The organism is Streptomyces sp. NPDC003635 (genome assembly GCF_053587635.1).
On sequence record NZ_JBSFOK010000018.1, the window covers coordinates 108,697 to 128,637 of the forward strand.

The 19,941-nt window shown below is 70.6% G+C and carries 18 protein-coding genes; 8 read left to right on the top strand and 10 right to left on the bottom strand.

Annotation, left to right across the window (positions count from 1 at the left end; genetic code table 11):
* The first annotated feature begins 80 nt into the window (after window positions 1-80).
* From ACWDRW_RS19080 to ACWDRW_RS19100, 5 genes are all read left to right on the top strand, one after another.
* Window positions 81-854: an IclR family transcriptional regulator gene (locus tag ACWDRW_RS19080; RefSeq protein WP_037743746.1), complete on the top strand. Its 774-nt coding sequence runs from the start codon at window positions 81-83 to the stop codon at window positions 852-854.
* A gap of 86 nt (window positions 855-940) precedes the next feature.
* On the top strand, window positions 941-1,846 hold the full coding sequence (locus ACWDRW_RS19085) for a hypothetical protein (protein ID WP_451724593.1): 906 nt from the start codon (window positions 941-943) through the stop codon (window positions 1,844-1,846).
* Complete coding sequence (locus tag ACWDRW_RS19090; RefSeq protein ID WP_451724595.1) at window positions 1,843-3,090, top strand: sensor histidine kinase; 1,248 nt, start codon at window positions 1,843-1,845, stop codon at window positions 3,088-3,090. Before ACWDRW_RS19085 ends, ACWDRW_RS19090 begins: the two co-directional genes overlap by 4 nt.
* Window positions 3,087-3,737 (top strand): response regulator, encoded by a 651-nt coding sequence (locus ACWDRW_RS19095; RefSeq protein WP_451724597.1) that lies wholly within the window; start codon window positions 3,087-3,089, stop codon window positions 3,735-3,737. The genes ACWDRW_RS19090 and ACWDRW_RS19095 overlap by 4 nt, the downstream gene beginning before the upstream one ends.
* A gap of 53 nt (window positions 3,738-3,790) precedes the next feature.
* Window positions 3,791-5,248 carry a peptidoglycan D,D-transpeptidase FtsI family protein gene (locus tag ACWDRW_RS19100; protein WP_451724599.1) on the top strand — a complete coding sequence of 486 codons (1,458 nt, stop codon included), beginning with the start codon at window positions 3,791-3,793 and terminating at the stop codon, window positions 5,246-5,248.
* A gap of 3 nt (window positions 5,249-5,251) precedes the next feature.
* On the opposite strand, the gene ACWDRW_RS19105 is transcribed toward ACWDRW_RS19100, so the two are convergent.
* Complete coding sequence (locus ACWDRW_RS19105; RefSeq protein WP_451724601.1) at window positions 5,252-6,703, bottom strand: NCS2 family permease; 1,452 nt, start codon at window positions 6,701-6,703, stop codon at window positions 5,252-5,254.
* Between the two features lie 259 nt (window positions 6,704-6,962).
* Between ACWDRW_RS19105 and ACWDRW_RS19110 the strand changes: the two genes are divergently transcribed.
* The 3 genes from ACWDRW_RS19110 to ACWDRW_RS19120 all read left to right on the top strand — a co-directional run bounded on the left by ACWDRW_RS19110 (window position 6,963) and on the right by ACWDRW_RS19120 (window position 9,310).
* Window positions 6,963-7,529, top strand: a complete 567-nt coding sequence (locus ACWDRW_RS19110) for a SigE family RNA polymerase sigma factor (protein WP_451724603.1) — start codon at window positions 6,963-6,965, stop codon at window positions 7,527-7,529.
* Complete coding sequence (locus ACWDRW_RS19115; protein WP_451724605.1) at window positions 7,526-8,395, top strand: hypothetical protein; 870 nt, start codon at window positions 7,526-7,528, stop codon at window positions 8,393-8,395. Before ACWDRW_RS19110 ends, ACWDRW_RS19115 begins: the two co-directional genes overlap by 4 nt.
* An 84-nt stretch (window positions 8,396-8,479) precedes the next feature.
* Window positions 8,480-9,310: a pectate lyase gene (locus ACWDRW_RS19120; RefSeq protein ID WP_451724607.1), complete on the top strand. Its 831-nt coding sequence runs from the start codon at window positions 8,480-8,482 to the stop codon at window positions 9,308-9,310.
* A 103-nt stretch (window positions 9,311-9,413) separates the two neighbouring features.
* Here the strand turns inward: ACWDRW_RS19120 and ACWDRW_RS19125 are convergent, their stop codons facing one another.
* From ACWDRW_RS19125 to ACWDRW_RS19165, 9 genes are all read right to left on the bottom strand, one after another.
* A complete protein-coding gene (locus ACWDRW_RS19125; protein ID WP_451724609.1) occupies window positions 9,414-10,526 on the bottom strand; it encodes a pectinesterase family protein in 1,113 nt (370 codons plus the stop codon).
* A 62-nt stretch (window positions 10,527-10,588) separates the two neighbouring features.
* The gene (locus ACWDRW_RS19130) at window positions 10,589-11,899 is read right to left on the bottom strand and encodes a pectate lyase family protein (protein WP_451724611.1); all 1,311 of its coding nucleotides are present in this window, start codon (window positions 11,897-11,899) and stop codon (window positions 10,589-10,591) included.
* A 33-nt stretch (window positions 11,900-11,932) separates the two neighbouring features.
* A complete protein-coding gene (locus ACWDRW_RS19135; protein ID WP_451724612.1) occupies window positions 11,933-12,718 on the bottom strand; it encodes a rhamnogalacturonan acetylesterase in 786 nt (261 codons plus the stop codon).
* Window positions 12,719-12,836: 118 nt separating this feature from the next.
* On the bottom strand, window positions 12,837-14,180 hold the full coding sequence (locus ACWDRW_RS19140) for an ABC transporter substrate-binding protein (RefSeq protein ID WP_451724613.1): 1,344 nt from the start codon (window positions 14,178-14,180) through the stop codon (window positions 12,837-12,839).
* A gap of 147 nt (window positions 14,181-14,327) precedes the next feature.
* The gene (locus ACWDRW_RS19145; protein ID WP_451724615.1) at window positions 14,328-15,830 is read right to left on the bottom strand and encodes a family 43 glycosylhydrolase; all 1,503 of its coding nucleotides are present in this window, start codon (window positions 15,828-15,830) and stop codon (window positions 14,328-14,330) included.
* Entirely contained in the window at window positions 15,827-16,672 is an 846-nt protein-coding gene (locus tag ACWDRW_RS19150) for a DUF6807 domain-containing protein (protein WP_451724616.1), read from the bottom strand. Before ACWDRW_RS19150 ends, ACWDRW_RS19145 begins: the two co-directional genes overlap by 4 nt.
* Window positions 16,669-17,826: a Gfo/Idh/MocA family protein gene (locus tag ACWDRW_RS19155; RefSeq protein WP_451724619.1), complete on the bottom strand. Its 1,158-nt coding sequence runs from the start codon at window positions 17,824-17,826 to the stop codon at window positions 16,669-16,671. Before ACWDRW_RS19155 ends, ACWDRW_RS19150 begins: the two co-directional genes overlap by 4 nt.
* Before the next feature lie 208 nt (window positions 17,827-18,034).
* Complete coding sequence (locus ACWDRW_RS19160; RefSeq protein ID WP_451724620.1) at window positions 18,035-18,928, bottom strand: carbohydrate ABC transporter permease; 894 nt, start codon at window positions 18,926-18,928, stop codon at window positions 18,035-18,037.
* The gene (locus ACWDRW_RS19165) at window positions 18,925-19,860 is read right to left on the bottom strand and encodes a carbohydrate ABC transporter permease (RefSeq protein ID WP_451724621.1); all 936 of its coding nucleotides are present in this window, start codon (window positions 19,858-19,860) and stop codon (window positions 18,925-18,927) included. The genes ACWDRW_RS19160 and ACWDRW_RS19165 overlap by 4 nt, the downstream gene beginning before the upstream one ends.
* Between the last annotated feature and the right edge of the window lie 81 nt (window positions 19,861-19,941).

Below are 19,941 nucleotides of genomic sequence, written 5' to 3' on the forward strand. Positions count from 1 at the left end.
GTTCGATATACTGAACGCTGTCTCTCATGGTGAATATGCTGTTGGAGACTATTTCCCGTCGAACGAAGGGGTCAAGGGCGATGTCGGCAGGCGAGACGGGGGGCGGGGCGCAGGTCAAGTCCGCGGTACGGACGGTTGAACTGCTCGAATACTTCGCCGGCCGCCCCGGTATGCACTCCCTCGCGGCGGTCCAGGAGGCGGTCGGATACCCCAAGTCCAGCCTGTACATGCTGCTGCGCACGCTCGTGGAGCTGGGCTGGGTGGAGACCGACGCGACGGGGACGCGGTACGGCATCGGGGTGCGGGCGCTGCTGGTGGGCACCTCGTACATCGACGGCGACGAGGTGGTGGCGGCGGCGCGGCCCACGCTGGACCGGCTGTCGGACGACACGACGGAGACCATCCACCTGGCGCGTCTCGACGGCACGAACGTGGTCTACCTGGCCACCCGCCAGTCCCAGCACTACCTGCGCCCGTTCACCAGGGTCGGCCGCCGGCTCCCCGCCCACTCCACGTCCCTGGGCAAGGCCCTGCTGAGCACGTACACGGACGAACAGGTCCGCAAGATGCTCCCGGAGACGCTCCCGGCGCTGACGGAGAACACGATCACGGACCGGGAGAAGCTCATCGAGGAGCTGCACCAGGTCCGTGAACAGGGCTTCGCCGTGGACCGCGAGGAGAACACGCTGGGCCTGCGCTGCTTCGGCGTGGCGATCCCGTACCGCACCCCGGCCCGCGACGCCATCAGCTGCTCGGTCCCGGTCGCCCGGCTGACCCCGGCGCACGAACAGATGGTGAAGGACGCCCTGTTCGACGCCCGGGACCGGCTGACCCTGGCCACGCGCCGACTCTGAGGTGATCAGCTTCTCCCCCCTGCGGCGGAGGGGAATCGTCGCCGTGCAGGAGGCGGGCGGATACGCGGCCGCGAGAGCGTGAGGGCATGACGCAGTCACTTCTCGTCCCGTACCGCTCCCGCGCACTCCTGCGCGCTGTCGCGATCGCCGCCTGTCTGCCGTATCTCGGACTGAAGGTCGCCTGGCTGGCGGGGAGCGAGGTCGGGATTCCGGCGGGCAGTTCGCTGCTGGAGCGGCGGGGGGTGATGGCCGTCGCCAACGGGGTCACGCTCCTGATGGACTCCTGCGTCATCGTGCTGGCGTTCGTGCTCACCCGGCCCTGGGGGCTGCGGGTGCCGGCCTGGCTGCTGGCCGGGCCGGTGTGGGTCGCCACCGGCCTGCTCGCACCGATCATGGTCGGGTTTCCGCTCCAGCTCCTGCTGGACCCCACCGACGACAGCCCCTCCGAACCCTTCCTCCACGAGTGGGTGTTCAGCGTCGTCTACGGCGGTTTCATCGTGCAGGGACTCGCCCTGGGCGCCCTCTTCGCCCTGTACGCCCGCGACCGCTGGGGCCACCTGTGGCGCGGTCGGCTCTGGGAACTGCCCCGCGCCCGCGTGGGCCCCGTCCAGCGCGTCGGCGCCCTCGCGGCTTCCACCGTCGCCGTCCTCCCGCTCCTCCTCCACCTGCACCGGGCCTACGGCGGCGACCTCCTGCGCGCCCTCGACGCCCTCTTCCTCCTCGCGGCCGTCTGCGGTGTCCTGCCGCTCGCCTTCCGCCGCGCCCCGGCGCTGCCCGTCCGGGTCCCGCTCGCCCTCGCCTGGGTCGGCTCCGGCGCCGCGGCCTGCTGGGGAGCGTGGCTGTCGCTGGCCGCGCTCATCGACACCGACCAGACGACGCGGCCGCTGCACCTCGCCTACGCCGGCCAGATGATCACCGGCGTCCTGGTGGCCGCCGTAGGGGCCGACTTCCTCGCGCGACGGTCCGCCGCCCTCCCCCGGCGGCGCGGGTGAGGAGGACCGCCCGGTTCCTGTTCGGGCGGCGGACGCGCCGGCGCTGGATCCATCTGATCCTCGGCGGCGCGCTCGCGATGCCGTACGTCTTCGTCGGCGAGGTCGTCGTCGGCCCCGCCCTCGGCACGAACCGGTTCTGGGGCGATCCCCGCGCTCAGCTCCTGTCGTTCGCCGTCGGCCTGCCGCTGGCCGCGATCACCGCGGCCCTGTTCCCGCTGACCCGCTCCCTGGAGGCCGCCGCCGTGCGCTCGTTGTGCGCCGTCGACGCGGACCGGCTCTCCTACGAGCCCGCCCGCGGCCGGGTGGCGAAGGTGCGCTCGGCGGCCTGGTTCACGCTGCATCTGGGCTTCGGCGGGATCATCGCCGGGATGTCGCTCGCGGTGCCGCCGTTCGCCGCCGTACTGATCGCCCTGCCCGTGGTCGCCGCTTTCAGCGACGGTCTGATCGGCATGCCCGAGGCCTGGGACCAGCCCTGGGCACTGGCGCTCACCCCGGTCGCGGGCGTCGCCTGCCTCGTCGCGCTCGCCGCGTGCGCGGGCGGCGCGGGCACCCTGCTCGCCCGCTGGGCACCGGACCTGCTCGGCCCGAGTCCCGAGGACCGGCTCGCGGCGGCCGAGGCCCGCGCCGCCGATCTGGCCGTACGCAACCGGCTCGCACGCGAGCTGCACGACTCCGTCGGACACGCCCTGAGCGCGGTCACCCTCCAGGCGAGCGCGGCCCGCCGGCTCCTCGACAGCGACCCGGAGTTCGTCCGCGAGGCGCTGGCCGCGATCGAGGACACCACCCGGCGCACGGTGGGGGAACTCGACGCGGTCCTCGGGGTGCTGCGGGAGGGCGACGCGCCCGGCACCGCACCCGCGCCCACGCTCGCCGCCGACCTGGACGGACTGCTGGACCGCACGCGGGCGGGCGGACTGCGGATCACGGCCGAGGTCGGCGTCGACCCCGGGACGCTGCCGCCGGTCCTGTCCCGCGAGGCCTACCGCATCGTGCAGGAGGGGTTGAGCAACGCCCTCAAGCACGCGGGAAAGCCCGTGTCCCTGCGGATCGCCTTGGCCGACGGGCACCTGGAGATCACCCTCGACAACCCCGTCACCTCCACCCCCGCCGGCCGCCCCGGCGGGGGCCACGGCCTGCGCGGGATCGCCGATCGCGCCCGGCTGCTGGGCGGGACGGCGCGGGCGGGCGCCACGGAAGGCGTGTGGCGGCTGCTCGTAAGACTGCCCCTGAAGGGACCCGCATGACGATCCGTATCGTCCTCGCCGACGACGAGCGCATGGTCCGCACCGCGCTGCGCGCCATCCTCTCCGCCGAGCCCGACCTGGAGGTCGTCGGCGAGGCCGCGACCGGCGCGGAGGCCGTGTCCGTCGTCCGTGAGCGGACCCCGGACGTCGTCCTCATGGACGTCCGGATGCCGGAGATCGACGGCATCCGCGCCACCGAGCAGATCCTCGCCACGCTCGCGCACCCGCCCCGGATCGTCGTCGTGACGACGTTCGAGAACGACTCCTACGTGTACGACGCCCTGCGCGCCGGAGCCGCCGGGTTCCTGCTGAAACGGGCCGAAGCCGACGCGCTCGTCCAGGCGGTACGGCTGATCGCGCGCAGCGACACCCTGCTGTTCCCGGCGGCCGTACGCACCCTCGCGACCGAGCACGCGCGGTCCCATCCCGCCCCACCGCCCTGGGTGGCGCGGCTCACCGGCCGGGAGAGCGAGGTACTGCGGCTGATGGCGGGCGGGCTGACCAACGCGGAGATCGCCGGGCGCATGGAGGTCGGTCCGGCCACCGTGAAGTCGCATGTGGCGGCGGTCCTGGCGAAGACGGGCACGCGGGACCGCACGCAGGCCGTGATCGCCGCCTACGAGGCGGGCTTCATGAACACTCGATGAGAAAAGCCCCGCGAGGGAACGATTCACTCCGGTCCGCTCGTCCTGCCGGTGGGATGAACAAGACGATCAGGCGCGCATCGGTCTTCACGCTGCTCCTCGTGTTCGCTCTGCTGGTGAGGGCGACCTGGGTGCAGTTCTACGAGGGCCGGGCACTCGCGGACGACACGGACAACCGGCGGAACGCGATTCAGACGTACGCGGCACCGCTCGGGAACATCATCGTGGCCGGTGAGTCGATCACCGGCTCGGTACGGACGAAGGGCGGCGATCTCGCGTACAAGCGCACGTACACCGACGGCGAGCTGTACGCGGCGGTGACGGGCTATGCCTCCCAGGCGTACGCGCCGACCCAGCTGGAGGGCGTCTACCAGGACGTTCTCAACGGCACGGACAACCGGCTGAAGACCGTGATGGACACGGTCACCGACACGCGGGCCGATCCGGGCAACGTGATCACGACGATCGACCCCGGGGTGCAGAAGGCGGCGTACGAGGCGCTCGGCGACAAGAAGGGCGCGGCGGTCGCGATCGACCCGACGACCGGTCAGATCCTGGCGGTCGTGTCGACCCCCTCGTACGACCCCTCGTCGCTGACGGACGCGAACACGGCCGGGACGGCCTGGAAGAAGCTCACCGAGGACTCCGACAAGCCGCTGACCAACCGCGCGCTGCGGCAGCCGGTGGCGCCGGGTTCGACGTTCAAGCTGGTCGTGGCGGCGGCCGCGCTGGAGGAAGGGCTGTACTCCTCGGTGGACGAGAAGACGAAGAGCCCGGACCCGTACACGCTGCCGGGCACCGTCACGGTGCTGGAGAACGAGAACAAGTCGGCGCCCTGCGAGAACGCCTCGATCCGGGTCGCGCTGCAGTACTCCTGCAACAACGTCTTCGCGAAGATGGCCCATGACCTCGGCCAGGACGAGGTGAGGGCGATGGCCGAGAAGTTCGGCTTCAACGACGACGAGCAGGACGTCCCGGTCCGCGCCTACCCGAGCGTGTACCCCTCCGGCATGGACGAGGCGCAGACCGCGCTGACCGGCATCGGCCAGTTCGACGTCACGGCGACGCCGTTGCAGATGGCCATGGTGTCGGCGACCATCGCCAACGGCGGCAGGCAGGTGTCGCCGCACATGGTGTCGCAGGTGACCGACGGCGGCGGCGATGTCCTCCAGGACCACGACTCCGACGCGGACACCACGCAGGTCGTCAGCTCCACGACGGCCGAACAGCTTCAGTCGGCGATGGAGACGGTCGTCGAGGACGGCACCGGCACGAACGCGCGGCTCTCCGGTGCGACCGTGGGCGGCAAGACCGGCACCGCCCAGCACGGCGAGAACAACAGCGAGACGCCGTACGCCTGGTTCACCTCCTACGCGAAGTCCGACACGAGCGGCGAGGAGGTGGCGGTCGCGGTCCTGGTCGAGCAGTCCGACGCCGCCCGCTCCGAGGTCAGTGGCAACGGGCTGGCGGCGCCGGTGGCGAAGGCGATGATGCAGGCGGCGCTGGCGGACTGAGGGCTACTTGACGCCCAGCACCTGCTCGATCGGGTCGATGGCGAAGTACACCAGGAACAGCGCCGAGGTGCCCCACAGCAGCCAGTGGACCTCCTTCGCCTTGCCGAGCACGGACTTGATGAGGACGTAGGCGACGAAGCCCGCCCCGATGCCGTTCGTGATGGAGTACGTGAACGGCATCACGGCGATGGTCAGGAAGGCCGGGATGGCGATCTCGTACCTGTCCCAGTCGATGTGCTTGACCTGGGTCATCATCAGGAAGCCGACGGCGACGAGGGCGGGCGCCGCGGCCTGGAGCGGGACGATGGTGAGCAGCGGACCGAGGAAGAGGGCGAGGGCGAACAGGCCGCCGGTGACCAGGTTGGAGAAGCCCGTGCGCGAGCCCTCGCCGACGCCCGCCGCCGACTCGATGTAGGAGGTCGCGGAGGACGAGGAGGCCGCACCGCCCGCGACCGCCGCGGCGCCGTCGATGAGCAGCACCCGACCGAGGTTCGGGACCTTGCCCTCCTCGTCCAGCAGGTTCGCCTCGGCGGTGATGCCGACGACCGTGCCCATGGTGTCGAAGAAGTCGGACAGCACGAGCGTGAAGACGAGCAGCACGACCGTGATGACCGTGGTCTCGCCGAACGCGCCGAACAGGCTGAACTGGCCGATGAGTCCGAAGTCGGGGGTGTCGACCAGCTGGTCGGGCCACTCCGGCGTGGTCAGGCCCCAGCTCTTGATGTCGGCGACCGAGTTGATGACGAGCGCGACGACCGTCATGACGACGATGCTGATCAGGATCGCGCCCTTCACCTTGCGCGCGAGCAGCCCGATCGTCAGCAGCACCCCGAGACAGAACACGAGGATCGGCCAGCCGGTGAGGGTGCCGGTGCCCCCGAGCTGCACCGGAACCGTGGTGTTCGCCGCGTCCGGGATGCGGCTGACGAAGCCGGCGTCGACGAAGCCGATGAAGGCGATGAACAGGCCGATGCCGACGCTGATCGCCTGCTTCAGGGGTTGCGGGATGGCGTGCATGACGGCCTCGCGCAGGCCGGTGACGACCAGGACGCAGATCAGCAGGCCTTCCAGGACGACCAGGCCCATCGCGTCGTCCCAGCTCATCAGCGGGGCGATCTGGAAGGCGACGACGGCGTTCAGGCCGAGGCCCGCGGCGAGCGCGAGCGGGAGGTTGCCGCCGACGCCCATGATGACCGTCATCACGGCGGCCACCAGGGCGGTGGCGGTGGTGAGTTGGACCGGATCGAGCGTCTCGCCGAACTTGTCCTTCGCGCTGCCCAGGATGATGGGATTCAGGACAAGGATGTAGGCCATGGTGAAGAACGTGGCGAAGCCGCCGCGTATCTCGCGGCCGAAGGTGGACCCTCGTTCGGAGATCTTGAAGAAGCGGTCGACGCTGTTCGCGGCGGGCGGTGGGCTCCCTGGCCGGTCGACGGTCTTCTGGGTCTCGGACATGGCTGCGGCTCCTTGATGCCTGACTGCTCGATGTGCGGATGCTGGCTGGATTGTTCCCCTGTTGAACCGGGTTCAGGTTTTCCCCGTGTTACGGAATCAGCGCTGTTCACGTGCGATGGACCACACGTCGTTCGAATCCCCGTACACGTCAGGTGTTCGATCACTGCTACGCTTCCGCACCTCGACCGGATGATCTCCGTAACACCCCCACCCCCTCGCATGTCATTCACATGTCACTCACAGGCAGGAGAGGTCGCCCGTGGGCACAGTCGTCGACGACGCGGCCGCCGTGGAGTTCCATGCCTTCTTCGAACGCCACTACGCCGAACTCTCCCGGCTGGCGCATCTGTTGACGGGCGAGGCGGACGCCGCCGACGACCTGGCCGCGGACGCCCTGCTGGCGCTGTGGCATCGCTGGGACCGGGTCCGCGCGGCCGACCACCCCGTCGCCTACGCCCGGGGCGTGGTCGCCAACCTGGCCCGCACCCGGGTCCGCGGCGCGGTGCGCGAGCGGCGCCGGATCGCCCTGTTCTGGTCGCAGCGCGAGGAGAAGACCGAGAACCCGGACGTGGCCGGAGTGGTCGACGTCCAGGAGGCGCTGCGTAGACTGCCGTTCCGCAAACGGGCCTGTGTGGTGCTCCGGCACGCCTTCGACCTCTCGGAGAAGGACACCGCGCTCACCCTCGGGGTCTCCGTCGGTACGGTCAAGAGCCAGACCTCGAAGGGGATGGCGGAGCTGCAACGGCTGCTCGGCTCCCAGGGGGCATCGCGCAAGGTGCACGCGGCGATGGCGCGCACCGGCGACACCGCGGAAGGGGACCGATGACGATGCGGCGGGACGTGCACGACGAACTGCGCGCCCGGCTGCACGAGGCGGCCGAGGCGCACGAGCCGAACCGCGCGCGCATCCTCGCCCGGATCGAGCGCGGTATGGAGACTCCGGGGCGGATCCGTTCCGACCACCGATCGACCCGCCCGCCGGTGTTCGGCTGGGTGCGCGTGGTCGGCGCCACCGCCGCGGTCGCGGGCGTGCTGGCGATCGGCGGGTACGCGGTGGCGTCGGCCGTGAAGGAGGACACCCCGCAGCAGACGGTGGCCACGTCGCCGACGCCCACCCCCTCGCCGGACGCGACCAGCCGCGCGCCGGTCCGGCCCGCTCCCCCGGCCGACCCCAGCCCGGAGTCGTCGAAGGAGGCCACCCGCGAGCCGAGCGGCTCGCCGACCACGGCGGGGCCGACGCACACCGGGACGCCGCCCGCCGCCGGTGCGGAGGACGGTCCGCTGTGGTCGGACGGCTCGGTCGACCCGCACAGCAACGAGTTCTGGGCGCAGAGCAATGTGACCCTGAAGACCGACGAGCAACTCAGCGAGCTGACAGTGAAGTTGAAGGTCGCGCAGACCGGCGGGGTGACCTCCTCCGGCGCCTGGCGCTCGCTGCCCGAGGGCGACTTCACGCTGACGGTCGACGAGCGGGACGGCTTCCTCGTCTACACCTGGGTCCTCAAGGACGGCCGGACGGTCCCGGCGGGCGAGTGGGTGTTCGCGGGGCAGTACGACCATGACCGCGGTGGCCGGGACGCCCAGGCCGACGGCTACTCGGCGACGGCCCACGCGGGCGACGAAGAACTGTCCGTGGCGGGCGACTTCGCTCCCCACGAGGACGACGAGGCGGACGCCGAAGGCGGCTCGTAGGAAATTCCCGAAGCAGCGGCAACCCATTCCCGACCGGCGGCGACCAGGTAGCGCAAGGAACAACTCCCCACGCAAGGAATGGGCATGACTGCACCAGCTGAACAGCGCGTCCGCCACCGCCGCCGGGTCACCAAGCGGCGGGCCGTGATCGCCTCAGCCTCGGCCCTCGGCATCACCGGCGCGGCGATCGTCACCACGACGATGCTGTCCTCCGCGGGCGCCGCCTCCTCCTGGCCGACCGCCAAGGGCAGCCAGGCCGTGACCAGCACCATCAAGGTGTCGGGCACCTACGACGGCGGCTACAAGAAGTTCTACGGCAGCGGCGCGCTCGGCGGCGACAGCCAGGACGAGGGCCAGGACCCGGTCTTCCAGCTGGCCGACGGCGCGGTCCTGAAAAACGTGATCATCGGCACCCCGGCCGCGGACGGCGTGCACTGCCTGGGTTCCTGCACGCTCCAGAACGTGTGGTGGCTGGACGTCGGCGAGGACGCGGCGACCTTCAAGGGCAAGTCCGCCGGCTCCGTGTACACGGTCTACGGCGGCGGCGCGAAGAACGGCTCGGACAAGGTCCTGCAGTTCAACGGCGCGGGCAAGCTGGTCGTGAGCAAGTTCCAGGTCGCCAACTCCGGCAAACTGGTCCGCAGTTGCGGCAACTGCTCCACGCAGTACAAGCGCACGGTCATCATCAACGACGTGGATGTCACCGCGCCGATGAACTCGATCGTGGGCATCAACTCCAACTACGGGGACACCGCCTCGCTGCGCAAGGTCCGTGTCCACGGGGACAGCGGCAAGAAGATCAAGACGTGCGTCCGGTTCAAGGGCAACAACACCGGCGCCGAGCCGACGCAGCTCGGTGTGGGCCCGGACGGAACGTCATGCCGCTTCACCGCGTCTGACATCACGTACCAGTAACCCCAAGGGCCTGCTGACCTGAGCCCCCCTCGGTCAGCAGAAGAAGCGCCCCCCACCGGTGACGACCGGTGGGGGGCGCTGCGCTCCGACGCGCGGAACCCGATCAGCAGTCCTCCTTCCAGGGCTGCCAGTCCCCGAGATACGAAGCCCGCGTCACCGACTCCGCCTGCTCGGGCGTGAGTTGGGGGCGGTTCTCCGGGACCGTGATCTCGGCGCCGGGGCCGAGGTTGCGGTGTTCGGCGAACCGCTGCCGCTGCCACGGGTAGGCGTCCGACATGTTGGCGTAGGGCGCGACCGCGTCGACACCGGGGCCGAGCCAGGTCTCGCGGACGGTGAGCATCGGGCTCGCGGTCCGGTCGGAGCTGGGCACCCAGGGGCGGGCCAGTTTGTAGTAGGCGTCCGGGGCCTCGCTGGTGACACGGCTCCTGGTGACCAGGTAGCCGCGCGGGTTGGCGCCCGCCGTCGAGGGCGCGAAGACGAAGCCGTACGGGGCGGCGGTCAGGTCGGTGCGGGTCAGCGTGCGGAAGTGGCAGTGCTCGAAGACGGCCGTGGCCCGCCCGAACACGAAGTCGACATCGCCCTCGGCATAGCAGTGCGCGAAGTACTGCCGGGCGAAGACGGTGAGCGCGCCGGTGTCGGCGTACAGGGTGTCCTGGTGGCCGAGGAAGCGGCAGTGGTGGAAGGCGGAGCGGTCGCCCATGACCTTGAGGGCGACGGCCTGCGTGCCGCTGATCCGGGGGTGATCGGCGCGCAGCCAGTCATTGGCGAACGTGATCCGGTGGGCGGTGAAGCCGTCGGCGCGCACGGTCGTGGTGGCCGAGCCGGTGGTGCCGTAAGGGCCGGAGCCGTCGGGCTTGGGGGTGCCGGCGGCGTTGTCGTAGACGATGACCACCTCACGGGGGCCGTCTCCGGCGCCGAGCCAGGTCATCTCGGTACGGGAGAGGTCGACGGTGACCGTCTCCCGGTAGGTGCCGGGCGCGAGGACCAGCGTCCAGCCGCTGCCGGTGGTGGCGTTCACCGCGGACTGCACGGTGGTGTGGTCACCGCGCCCGTGCGGGTCGACGTAGAGCGTGGTCGGGGTGAGCCGGGCGGCGGGCGAGCCGTACCGGCCGAACGGGCGGGGGCCGGGGGCGGCCGGTGCGGGGGTGGCGCCGAGGGCGACGGCCGCGCCCGCGCTCGCCACCAGGAAACCCCTTCTGGACAGGGGGACATGCATGCGCGTGCTCTCCTTTCCGGGAGCGGCCGGGGCGAGTGCGGGCGCCCCGGCCGTGGCGCGGGTCAGCAGATGCGGCCGGCTCCGGCGCGGTGGTCGACGATGCCCGGGACGGCCCGCGGGTGATCGACCCTGGTGCGCAGCGTGGGCGTCCAGCCGACGCCGGACTGGAGGGTCTCGGCGGGGATCTCCGCGTTGTGGACGGCGATCAGATCGGTGAGCCTGCCGTTGACGTAGTTGTTCTCGGCGGTCAGCGGAGCCTCGTTCCACTTCTTCAGCAGCTTGCCGGTGCTGATCCCGGAGGCCAGCGAGAAGGCGTTGTCGGTGGCGTGCAGCTGCGAGGAGGCGCCGATGCCGAAGACGTAGCCGAACTTCTGGCCGCCGGTCACCACGAAGTGGTTGTTGTACACGTCGACCTGCCCGAACCGCACGCGCGGCGCCCGCTCCACGATGCCCTCGAAGCGGTTGTGGTGCAGGGTGACCCTGAGCTTGCCGGAGTCGGTCGAGCCCGCGCCGTCGCTGTTGCCGATCAGCATGGTCTTGTCGTGATCCCGGAAGGAGTTCCAGGACACGGTCACGTGGTCGGCACCGCGCACCACGTCCACCAGCCCGTCGTGCTGCTGGTAGACCTTGCCGAAGTACTCCGGCAGGGAGCTGTCGGGATACCGGCCGTCGGTCAGGGTGTTGTGGTCGATCCACACATGGGTGGACCCGTAGACGACGACCCCGTCGTACTCGGAGTTCCAGGCGCCGGTCTTGTTGTCGTCGGTCGGGTCCCACTGCGGGAAGCAGTCGAGAGGGGCCTCGATGGTGAGGTTCCGGACGATCACGTTGTCGACACCCCGGATCTGCAGGCTGCCGCCGCGGATCCCGGAGTCGCGCCCGACGCCCACGATCGTCGTGTTCGCGGGCACGCTCGCCTTGATCATCTTGTCCTGGTTCGCGGCGGACGCGGCCCGCAGATCCTCCTGCTCCCCGCTGACCGGGGTGTCGTGCCCCCACACCGCGGGGTCGTAGTCGGCGAGGTACCGCTGGAAGTCGTACCCCTCGGCGGCGAGCGAGTCACACCCCTCCGAGACGGCGTCGATCACGCCCTTGACCGCGATGATCCGGGGCGCGGTCCCGCCGTCGGCGAGGGCGGCCCTGAACTCGGCCCAGGTGGAGACGGTGTGCACGTGCGCGGCGTCGGCGGCGGCGCCCCCGGTGGTCCCGGCCCCCTCCGAGGCCCATCCGTCCCCGGCGGCGAGCACCTCACGGCCCAGGTCACGGGAGGAACCGGCCTGGGCGGCCCCGGTCACCCCGAGCACGAGCGCGGTACAGCCGATCAGCACGGCGCCTCTGGTAATGGCATGCCCATGCCACTTCTCTGTGTTCATGGTGCGGCTCTCTTCTCTCACGTGGTCAGTGGTTCAGGCGGCGGCCTCGGGCCAGGTGATCCAGGCGTCCGGGATCACCTCGTCGAGCCGCCGCAGATCCCGCGGGCGCAGCACCCGCGTACGCAGCAGCTCCCGCGCCACGAGCCGGGCCACCTCGATGGCCCCCGGCGGATTGAAGTGCGTGTTGTCCTGCTCGGTGGCGGTCCAGTTGAAGTACTTCTTCGTCTCCTCGACCCCGAGCGACTGCCACAACGCGAGTGACAGCGCCTGAACGTCGAGCAGGGCCACCCCTTCCTCCTCGGCGAGCGAACGCATCGCCGCCGGGTAGTCGCCGTGGCTCGGCGAAGCGTTGCCGTCGGCGTCGAACCTCCGCCGCTCGACGGCGGTGGCCAGCACGGGCCGGGCCCCACGGGTCCGGGCCCCTTCGACGTACCGCCGCAGACAGTCCTTGTACGTCGTCCAGGGCTCGGTGTACCGGGTCGGGTCCGTGGCCTTCTCGTCGTTGTGGGCGAACTGGATCAGCAGGAAGTCCCCGGGCCGAATGGCCCCGAGAATGACCTCCAGCCGCCCTTCGTCGACGAAGCTTTTGGAACTGCGCCCGTTCACAGCGTGATTGGAGACGACGAGCGCCTTCCGGAGGAAGAAGGGAAGGGCCATCCCCCACCCGGTCTCAGGAGCGGCGTCGGCGTATTTCTGAGCGGCGGTGGAATCCCCGGCGATGAAGACGGTGCGCGAGCGCTGCTCACCGGCGTGGGCAGTACCGAAGGTGACAGGCAAAGCAGCGGCGAAGGCGGCGACCTGTCTACGGGACATCGACAACTGACGTGACCTTCCTTCCCTGGGGGCGCGGGGCTGCGTCGATGTGCGGCTCTGCCGCGTGGGCGCGACCAGCCACGACAGGCCGGCAGCCCCCCACGCGACAACAGCCCTCGAATGCTCAGGAACTCTGTTCCTTCCACTCGGCCTGTGCCTCATTGAGCTGCTCGGCCAGGGTGTCGAGGAACTCCTTCGCGTCCAGGTCCCCGAGCAGCACCTTCTGGAAGTTCGGCTCGTTGTCGGCCTTGGAGATGGTGTTCCAGTCCGGCAGGTAGTACGGCAGCTGGACGATGGTCGTGGAACCGTCGGTCAGCGCCTGCGCCGCCAGCTTCGTGGGCTCGGCAGTGGAGACCCACGCGTCCTTCGCCGCGTCATTGTTCGCCGGCACCTGCCCCGCGGACTCGTTGAACTTCGAGTTCTCCTCGTGCGACACGGCGAACTCGATGAACTTCCAGGCCGCTTCCTTGTTCTTGGAGCTCTGGAACACCCCGAGACCGTCGACGGGGTTGGACACCTGGACCCGCTTGCCGCCGGCACCCACCGGCTGCGGAATCCCCCGGAACTTGTCGGTGCCGAACGCCTTCACATGGTCCTGGTACGAACCCAGGTTGTGGTTCAGCATCCCGATGGTGCCGGAGTCCCACTGCGCGACCATCTTGGTGAAGTCGTTGTTGAGGTCGGCGGCGGGGGTGACCTTCTTGTAGAGCGCCGCGTACTTCTCCAGCGCCTCCACGTTCTTCGGGTCGTTCACGGTGGTCTTGTCGCCGTTCCAGAACGAGGTGATCCCGCTCTGCCCGTACATCGCGTCCAGCGCCTGGGCGATGGATCCGGCGCCGCCCCGGATCGTGTAACCGAACTCGTTCTTCTTGGAGTTCGTCAGCTTCTCCGCGGCCTCGTAGAAGGCGTCCCAGGTCGACGGCTCGTCCAGACCCGCCTTCTCGAACAGGTCGGTCCGGTAGTAGAGGACACCGTTGTTCGCGGAGGTCGGAATGGAGTACAGCGCATCGTCGCCGCCCCCGGCCGCCTTCAGCGAGGTGACCATGTCCTCGTTGAGCTTGCCGTTCAGGGCGGACCCGGCGAGCCGGTCGTCCAGCGGCTCCAGGGCGTTCTGCGCGGAGAACCCGGCGAGCATGGCGGCGCCCACACCGCCGACGTCCGGCAGGCCGCCGCCCTGGATGGCCGTGTCGACCTTGGACTGGTACTCGGTGGAGGCGATCCCGACGTACTCGACCTCGATGTCCGGGTTCGCCTTCTCGAAGTCGGCGATGATCTCCTTCCAGATGTCGGTGCGCACACCGCCGTTGTTGTCCCAGAAGACGATCTTGCCCGTGCCGGAACCCTCGGATCCCTTATCCCCGCCGCCGCCACTGCCGTCGTCGCCGCAGGCGGTGACGGTGAGGGCGAGCACGGAGCCCAGGGCGACGGCCATGGCAGCGCGCCTGCTTCTACTGATGCTGATCTTCATTGGTCGGCTCTCTTCTTCTGGATCCAGCGAGATGTGGAGTGGTGGGGGGCAGTGGCGGACATACAGGGTGAGGGAGGTGAAACCGGTCAGGCGCTTGTCACGGAGGTGCGTCATTGCGGCTCCCAACAGGCCTACGGGGACGGCGAGTTACGAGGGAACGACCCGGAAGTGCGTGAAGCTCGCCGCACCGGCGTGTCCCTGACCGGTGGGTGCGAGGGCGAACAGACCGAGCAGGGCGCCGACCCAGCGCCAGGGGGTGGCCGCGAAGACGGGCCCTGACGGGGTCCAGCCGTCGCCGACGTCGTGGAAGAAGCGGCAGCGGGCCCCGGATCCGATCTCGATGCGCAGCCGCGCCCGCCCCTCGGGGGCGAGGCGGGGATGCGAGGCGTCCCGCTCCTGCTCGGCGACGGCTTCCGCGAACCGGTGGACCAGGTGGACCGTGCCGTCGGTGCCCCGCTGGAGCCCGATCCAGGAGAAGGCGTCCCCGAGGACGGCGAGCCCGGCCCGCGCTCCCGGTTCCGTGGTGTCCAGGCGCAGTTCGGTCTCGACGGCGGCCGGCGTCCCGGGCAGCCGCTGGGTGAGGACGTTCGGCATCCTGCGCAGGTCGTGCGCGTCGGCGGTGCGGACGCAGGTCAGCCGGAGCCCGTCGGCGGAGTGCTGGGTGGACCAGCCCTCGCGCGGGTTGGCGGTCCACTGCCACTGCCGGCCGTACCGTCCGCCGGGGAAGTCGTCGTCGGTGGCGGGCGCGGCGGGCGGCTGCGGCGGCAGGGCGGGCTTGCGATGTACGGCGACGGGGGCGCCCGCGTCGCCGAGGACCGGCCAGCCGTCGGCGCCCCAGCGCATCGGCTGGAGGTGCACGACCCGGCCGTAGGCGCCCCGCTGCTGGAAGTGGAGGAACCAGTCCTCACCCGCCGGGGTGCGCACCCAACCGCCCTGGTGGGGACCGTTGACCTCGGTGTCCTTCTGTTCGAGGACGATCCTCTCCTCGTACGGGCCGAAGAAGGCGCGTGAGCGGAAGGCGCCCTGCCAGCCGGTCTCCACTCCCCCGGCGGGGGCGAGGATCCAGAACAAGCCGTCGTGCCGGTAGAGCTTGGGGCCTTCCAGGGTGAACCAGCCGGGGATCCGGTCGCCGTCGACGATCACCTTGCCGTCGTCGAGGAGTTCGGTGCCGTCGGGGCGCATCCGGTGCCCGGTGAGGCGGTTCTTGACGCCGGAGCGGGACTTGGCCCAGGCGTGCACCAGGTAGGCCTCGCCGGTCTCCTCGTCCCACAGCGGGCAGGGGTCGATCAGCCCCTTGCCGGACTTCAGCAGGTGCGGCCGGGTCCACGGCCCCCGGATCGCAGGGGCGTTGACCTGGTAGATGCCCTGGTCCGGGTCGCCCCAGAAAATCCAGAAGCGGTCGTCGTGATGGCGCAGGGAAGGGGCCCAGACCCCGCAGTCGTGCCGGGGCGTCCTGAACTCGGCGGCCGGTTCCAGGCGTTCGAGGGCGTGGCCGACCAGGGTCCAGTTGACGAGGTCGCGGGAGTGCAGCAGGGGCAGCCCGGGGGCGCGGCCGAAGCTGGAGGCGGTGAGGAAGAAGTCGTCGCCGACGCACAGGACGTCCGGGTCGGACCAGTCCGCGTTCAGGACCGGGTTGGTGTAGGTCGTCACTGGCTCACCGCCTTCCTGATGAGCGCCGTCGCCGCGTCCCGGTCGAGGCGTCCGTCGGCGACGACGGTGACGATCCTGCGGACGACGGTGTCGCCGGGGGCGATCGGCAGCCGGTCCTCGTACGCCAGGGAGGAACCCACCCCCGGGTACTCGGCCGCCCGCACGAACCACGGGTCCCGGCGGGTGCGTTCGGTCGCCCCGGCGAACACCAGCGTCCAGGTGGAGCCGACCAGGGCGACCCAGTCGGCGCGGCTGCCGTGCGCCGCCTCCTCGCCCTCCGCGGCGGGGGTGAGGACGTCCGGGGCCGAGGCCTCCTTGCGGGCCCGCCAGAAGAAGCCGCCGTAGGCCGCGCCGGGGCGCCCGTTGGTGGCGGGGCTGCCGATGGACAGCACGCCGGCCGTGAGGTTGGTGAGCGCGAAGGTGAAATCCAACGCCCAGGCGGAGTCGGTCAGTTCGGTCGCGGCGACGGTACGGCGCTCGCGCAGCAGCTCGGCGCCCGCCGCCATCCAGCGCAGCTCCTGCACGAAGCCGTCCGGGTCACGCAGCTGGAAGCCCGCGTGGCGCTGGGCGCCGTGGTTGTCCAGCTCGGTCGGGCCCTGGTCGCGGACGAAGGTGCGCCCGCCCCAGAAGTTGTGCCCCTCGACGTCGGGAACGGCGACACCGACGCCGAGGTGGTGGAGGTGGTCGGCGGGGCTCAGCTCGGTGACCGCCGTACCGGACAGGGTGGTGACCGGGTGCAGATAGGGGCGCGGGGAGAGCCGGTCCGGCAGTTCGGGCCGGGTGGCGTACCGGCCGACCGGGCGGCCCGCGACCCGCAGGACCGGGGTGTCGTGGGGTGTCATGTGCTCACCTCTTTGCGGAGTCCGTGGGGCAGCGCCCAGGGGGCGCCCAGCTCGGAGTAGAGGGCGAGGGAGTCGGCGGCGGCCGCGACCAGGCCGTCGATGCCGGGCACGACCCGGCGCTGTTCCCCGGGGAGTTGCTGCCAGACCCCGGCGGGCAGCGGGTCGGGGTCCGGGGCGAGCCGGATCGCCTCGACGACCTTCATGAAGGCGCCGGTCGCCTCGGGGGTGACGAGCAGCTCGGCGCCGTCGTTGAGATGCCGTACGAGGTTCTCCAGCAGGTCGGTACGGCCGTACTCGGACTCCTCGGGGCCGTGGCCCGCGCGCTGCAGCAGGACCCGGTCCTGCTTGTACCAGAAGGTGATCCGGCCGCGGCTGCCGTGCACCACGGCATACGGCTCGTCGGGATGCTCCGCGCACAGGGTGGCGGCGACGGCGACCGGGTGACCCTGGGAGGTGGAGACACGGACGCAGGAGGTGTCGTCGGACTCGATGTCGTTGGCGCGCAGCAGCTCGGTCTCGACGTCGGTGACGTCCTCGGCGCGGCTGGATCCGCCGAGCGCGAGCGCGGTGGCGACGGCGTGCGCGAGCGGGTTGGTCAGCGCCCCGTCGATCACGTCGACGCCGTTCAGGCGTCGCTTGCCGGCCCAGGGTGCGCGCCGGTAGTAGGCCTCGGGACGGGCCCAGGCGCCGGCCCCGCCGATGCCGACGAGTCGGCCGATGGTGCCCTCGGCGATCATCCGCCGGATCGCGGGCACCGCGAGCGAGCCGAGCGACTGGAAGCCGATCTGGCAGGCGACGCCCGCCGCAGCGACCCCGTCCGCCATGCGCCGGAACTCGGCGAAGGAGGGAGCGGGGGGCTTCTCCAGCAGCAGGTGCACACCGCGGGCCGCCGCCTGGAGCGCCAGGTCCGTGTGGGTCGGGATCGGGGTGCAGATCACCGCGACACGGGCGCCGGTGGAGTCCAGGAGCGCGCCGAGGTCGGCGGACTGCTCGGGCGTGCCGAGGCCCGCGGGGATCTCCGCCTCGGTCAGGGGCGTCAGCTCGCAGATTCCGGCCAGCCGTACGACGCCCTTGTCCTGGAGCCGTCGGATGTTCTCCAGATGCCAGCGACCGTGGCCGCGCGCGCCCGCCAGGACGATGTCGGTGCCGCTCATGGGATCCTCCCCGCGCCCGTGCCGCGTGTAGGTGTCCAGCCCACGTCGCCCGTGAGACCGCACTCGGCCCGCCGCCGCGCCGAGGCCCGGCGGGCCTCCTCCTGAGGTCCGCTCGGCCTGGCGGAGCCCCAGGCGCGGGGGTCGTGGGCGGCGAGGTGCTTCCTCAGCACGCCCAGGAGGGCGCGCGGGACGGGGAACCGGTGGTGTCTCATCCCTTCACCGCCCCCGCGCTGAAGCCGGTGATCAGCCACTTCTGGATGAAGGCGAACACGAGCACGACGGGTACGGCGGCGATGATGCCGCCCGCCGCGAGCGCGCCGAGGTCGACGCTGTCCGCGCTCATCAGGGTGTTCAGGCCGACCGGGATGGTCTGCTTGTCCTGGTTGTTGAGGAACATCAGCGCGAACAGGAAGTGGTTCCAGGAGTGCACGAAGGCGAAGGAGCCGACCGCGATCAGCCCGGGCCGCAGCAACGGCAGGACGACGACCCGGAAGGCCCGCAGCCGCCCGCACCCGTCGACCCAGGCGGCCTCCTCCAGGGAGTACGGCACGTTCTTGATGAAGTTGCTGATCAGGATCATCGACAGCGGGAGCTGGAAGACCGTCTCCGCGAGGATGACGCTGCCCAGCGAGTTGATCATCTGCAGTTCGGCGAAGATCTCGAACAGCGGCACCAGCAGCAGCGCGCCGGGCACGAACTGCGAGCAGAGCAGGCCGAGCATGAAGGCCCGCTTGATCTTGAAGTCGAACCGGGCGAGGGCGTAGCCGCCGGCCAGGGCGACCAGGGTCGTCATCACCAGGGTGGCGACGCCGACCAGGACGCTGTTCTGGAAGTAGGTGCCGAAACTGCGCTCGTTCCAGACCTTCTCGAAGTGGTCGAAGGTCATCGGCCAGGGCACGAGCGAGGTGGAGCCGGCCGGGCGGAGCGCGAAGAGCAGGATCCAGTAGAACGGGATCAGGGTGAAGAGCAGATAGATGCCGAGCGGGAGGTAGATGTGCCAACGCGGGACCTCGTCCCAGGCGCGGTGCCTGCCCGAAGGGCGCGGCGGCGGCGGGTTCCGCCGGGCGGCGGGCACGACGGGGACGGCTTCCTTGACGCTCACTTGCTCTCACCTCCGAACTTGCTCAGCCGCAGATAGACCATCGAGCAGAAGAGCAGGATCACGAACGCCACGGTCGTCAGGGCCGACGCGTAGCCGAAGTTGTGGGCGTCGACGCTGGTGTTGGCGATGTACAGCGGGAGTGTCGTCGTCTCCCCCGCGGGCCCGCCCCCGGTGAGGGTGTAGAGCAGGTCGACGTTGTTGAACTCCCACACCGCGCGCAGCAGCGTGGACAGGATGATGGCGTCCTTCAGATGGGGCAGCGTGATGTGCCAGAACTGCTTGAACCGGCTGGCCCCGTCGACCTCGGCGGCCTCGTACAGGTCCTTCGAGACGGACTGGAGGTCGGCGAGGATGAGGATCGCGAAGAAGGGCACTCCGCGCCACAGGTCGGCGACGATCGCCGCCGGGAAGACGGTGGAGGTGTCCGACAGCCAGCTGGTGCCGTAGGAGCCGATGCCCATGTCCGCGAGGTAACGGGTGAGGCCGGTCTGGGAGTTGTAGAGCAGCACCCAGATCGCGGAGGTCAGCACACCGGAGACGGCCCAGGGCGAGAAGACCAGCGCGCGGCCGAGCCCCCGTCCCACGAAGGTCTGGTTGACGATGAGGGCCAGCGCCAGACCGAAGAGCAGTTGGAGTCCGACCTCGACGAAGACCCACTTGGCGCTGAAGACGAGGGTGTCCCAGAACAGCGGGTCGTCGGTGAAGGCGTGGACGAAGTTGTCGAAGCCCGCGAAGCCGTTCCGCCAGGGCTTGGTGGGGTTGTAGTCCTGGAGGCTGTAGTAGAAGACGCTGATGACCGGGTAGGCGATGAAGCCCAGCATCAGCAGGGCGGCCGGGGCGATCAGCAGGTACGGCAGTCTGCGGGGGGTGGCGGAGGCACGGCGCCGCCTCGGTGGCGCGGGCGGTTTCGCCACGGCTGCGGCTTGGGCCATGACTGTTTCTCCGATCTCTTGCGTCGTGCGGGAAGCGCTTTCTCCATGGACACGGCTGTGCTGGTCGTGCTGTTCGCTGTG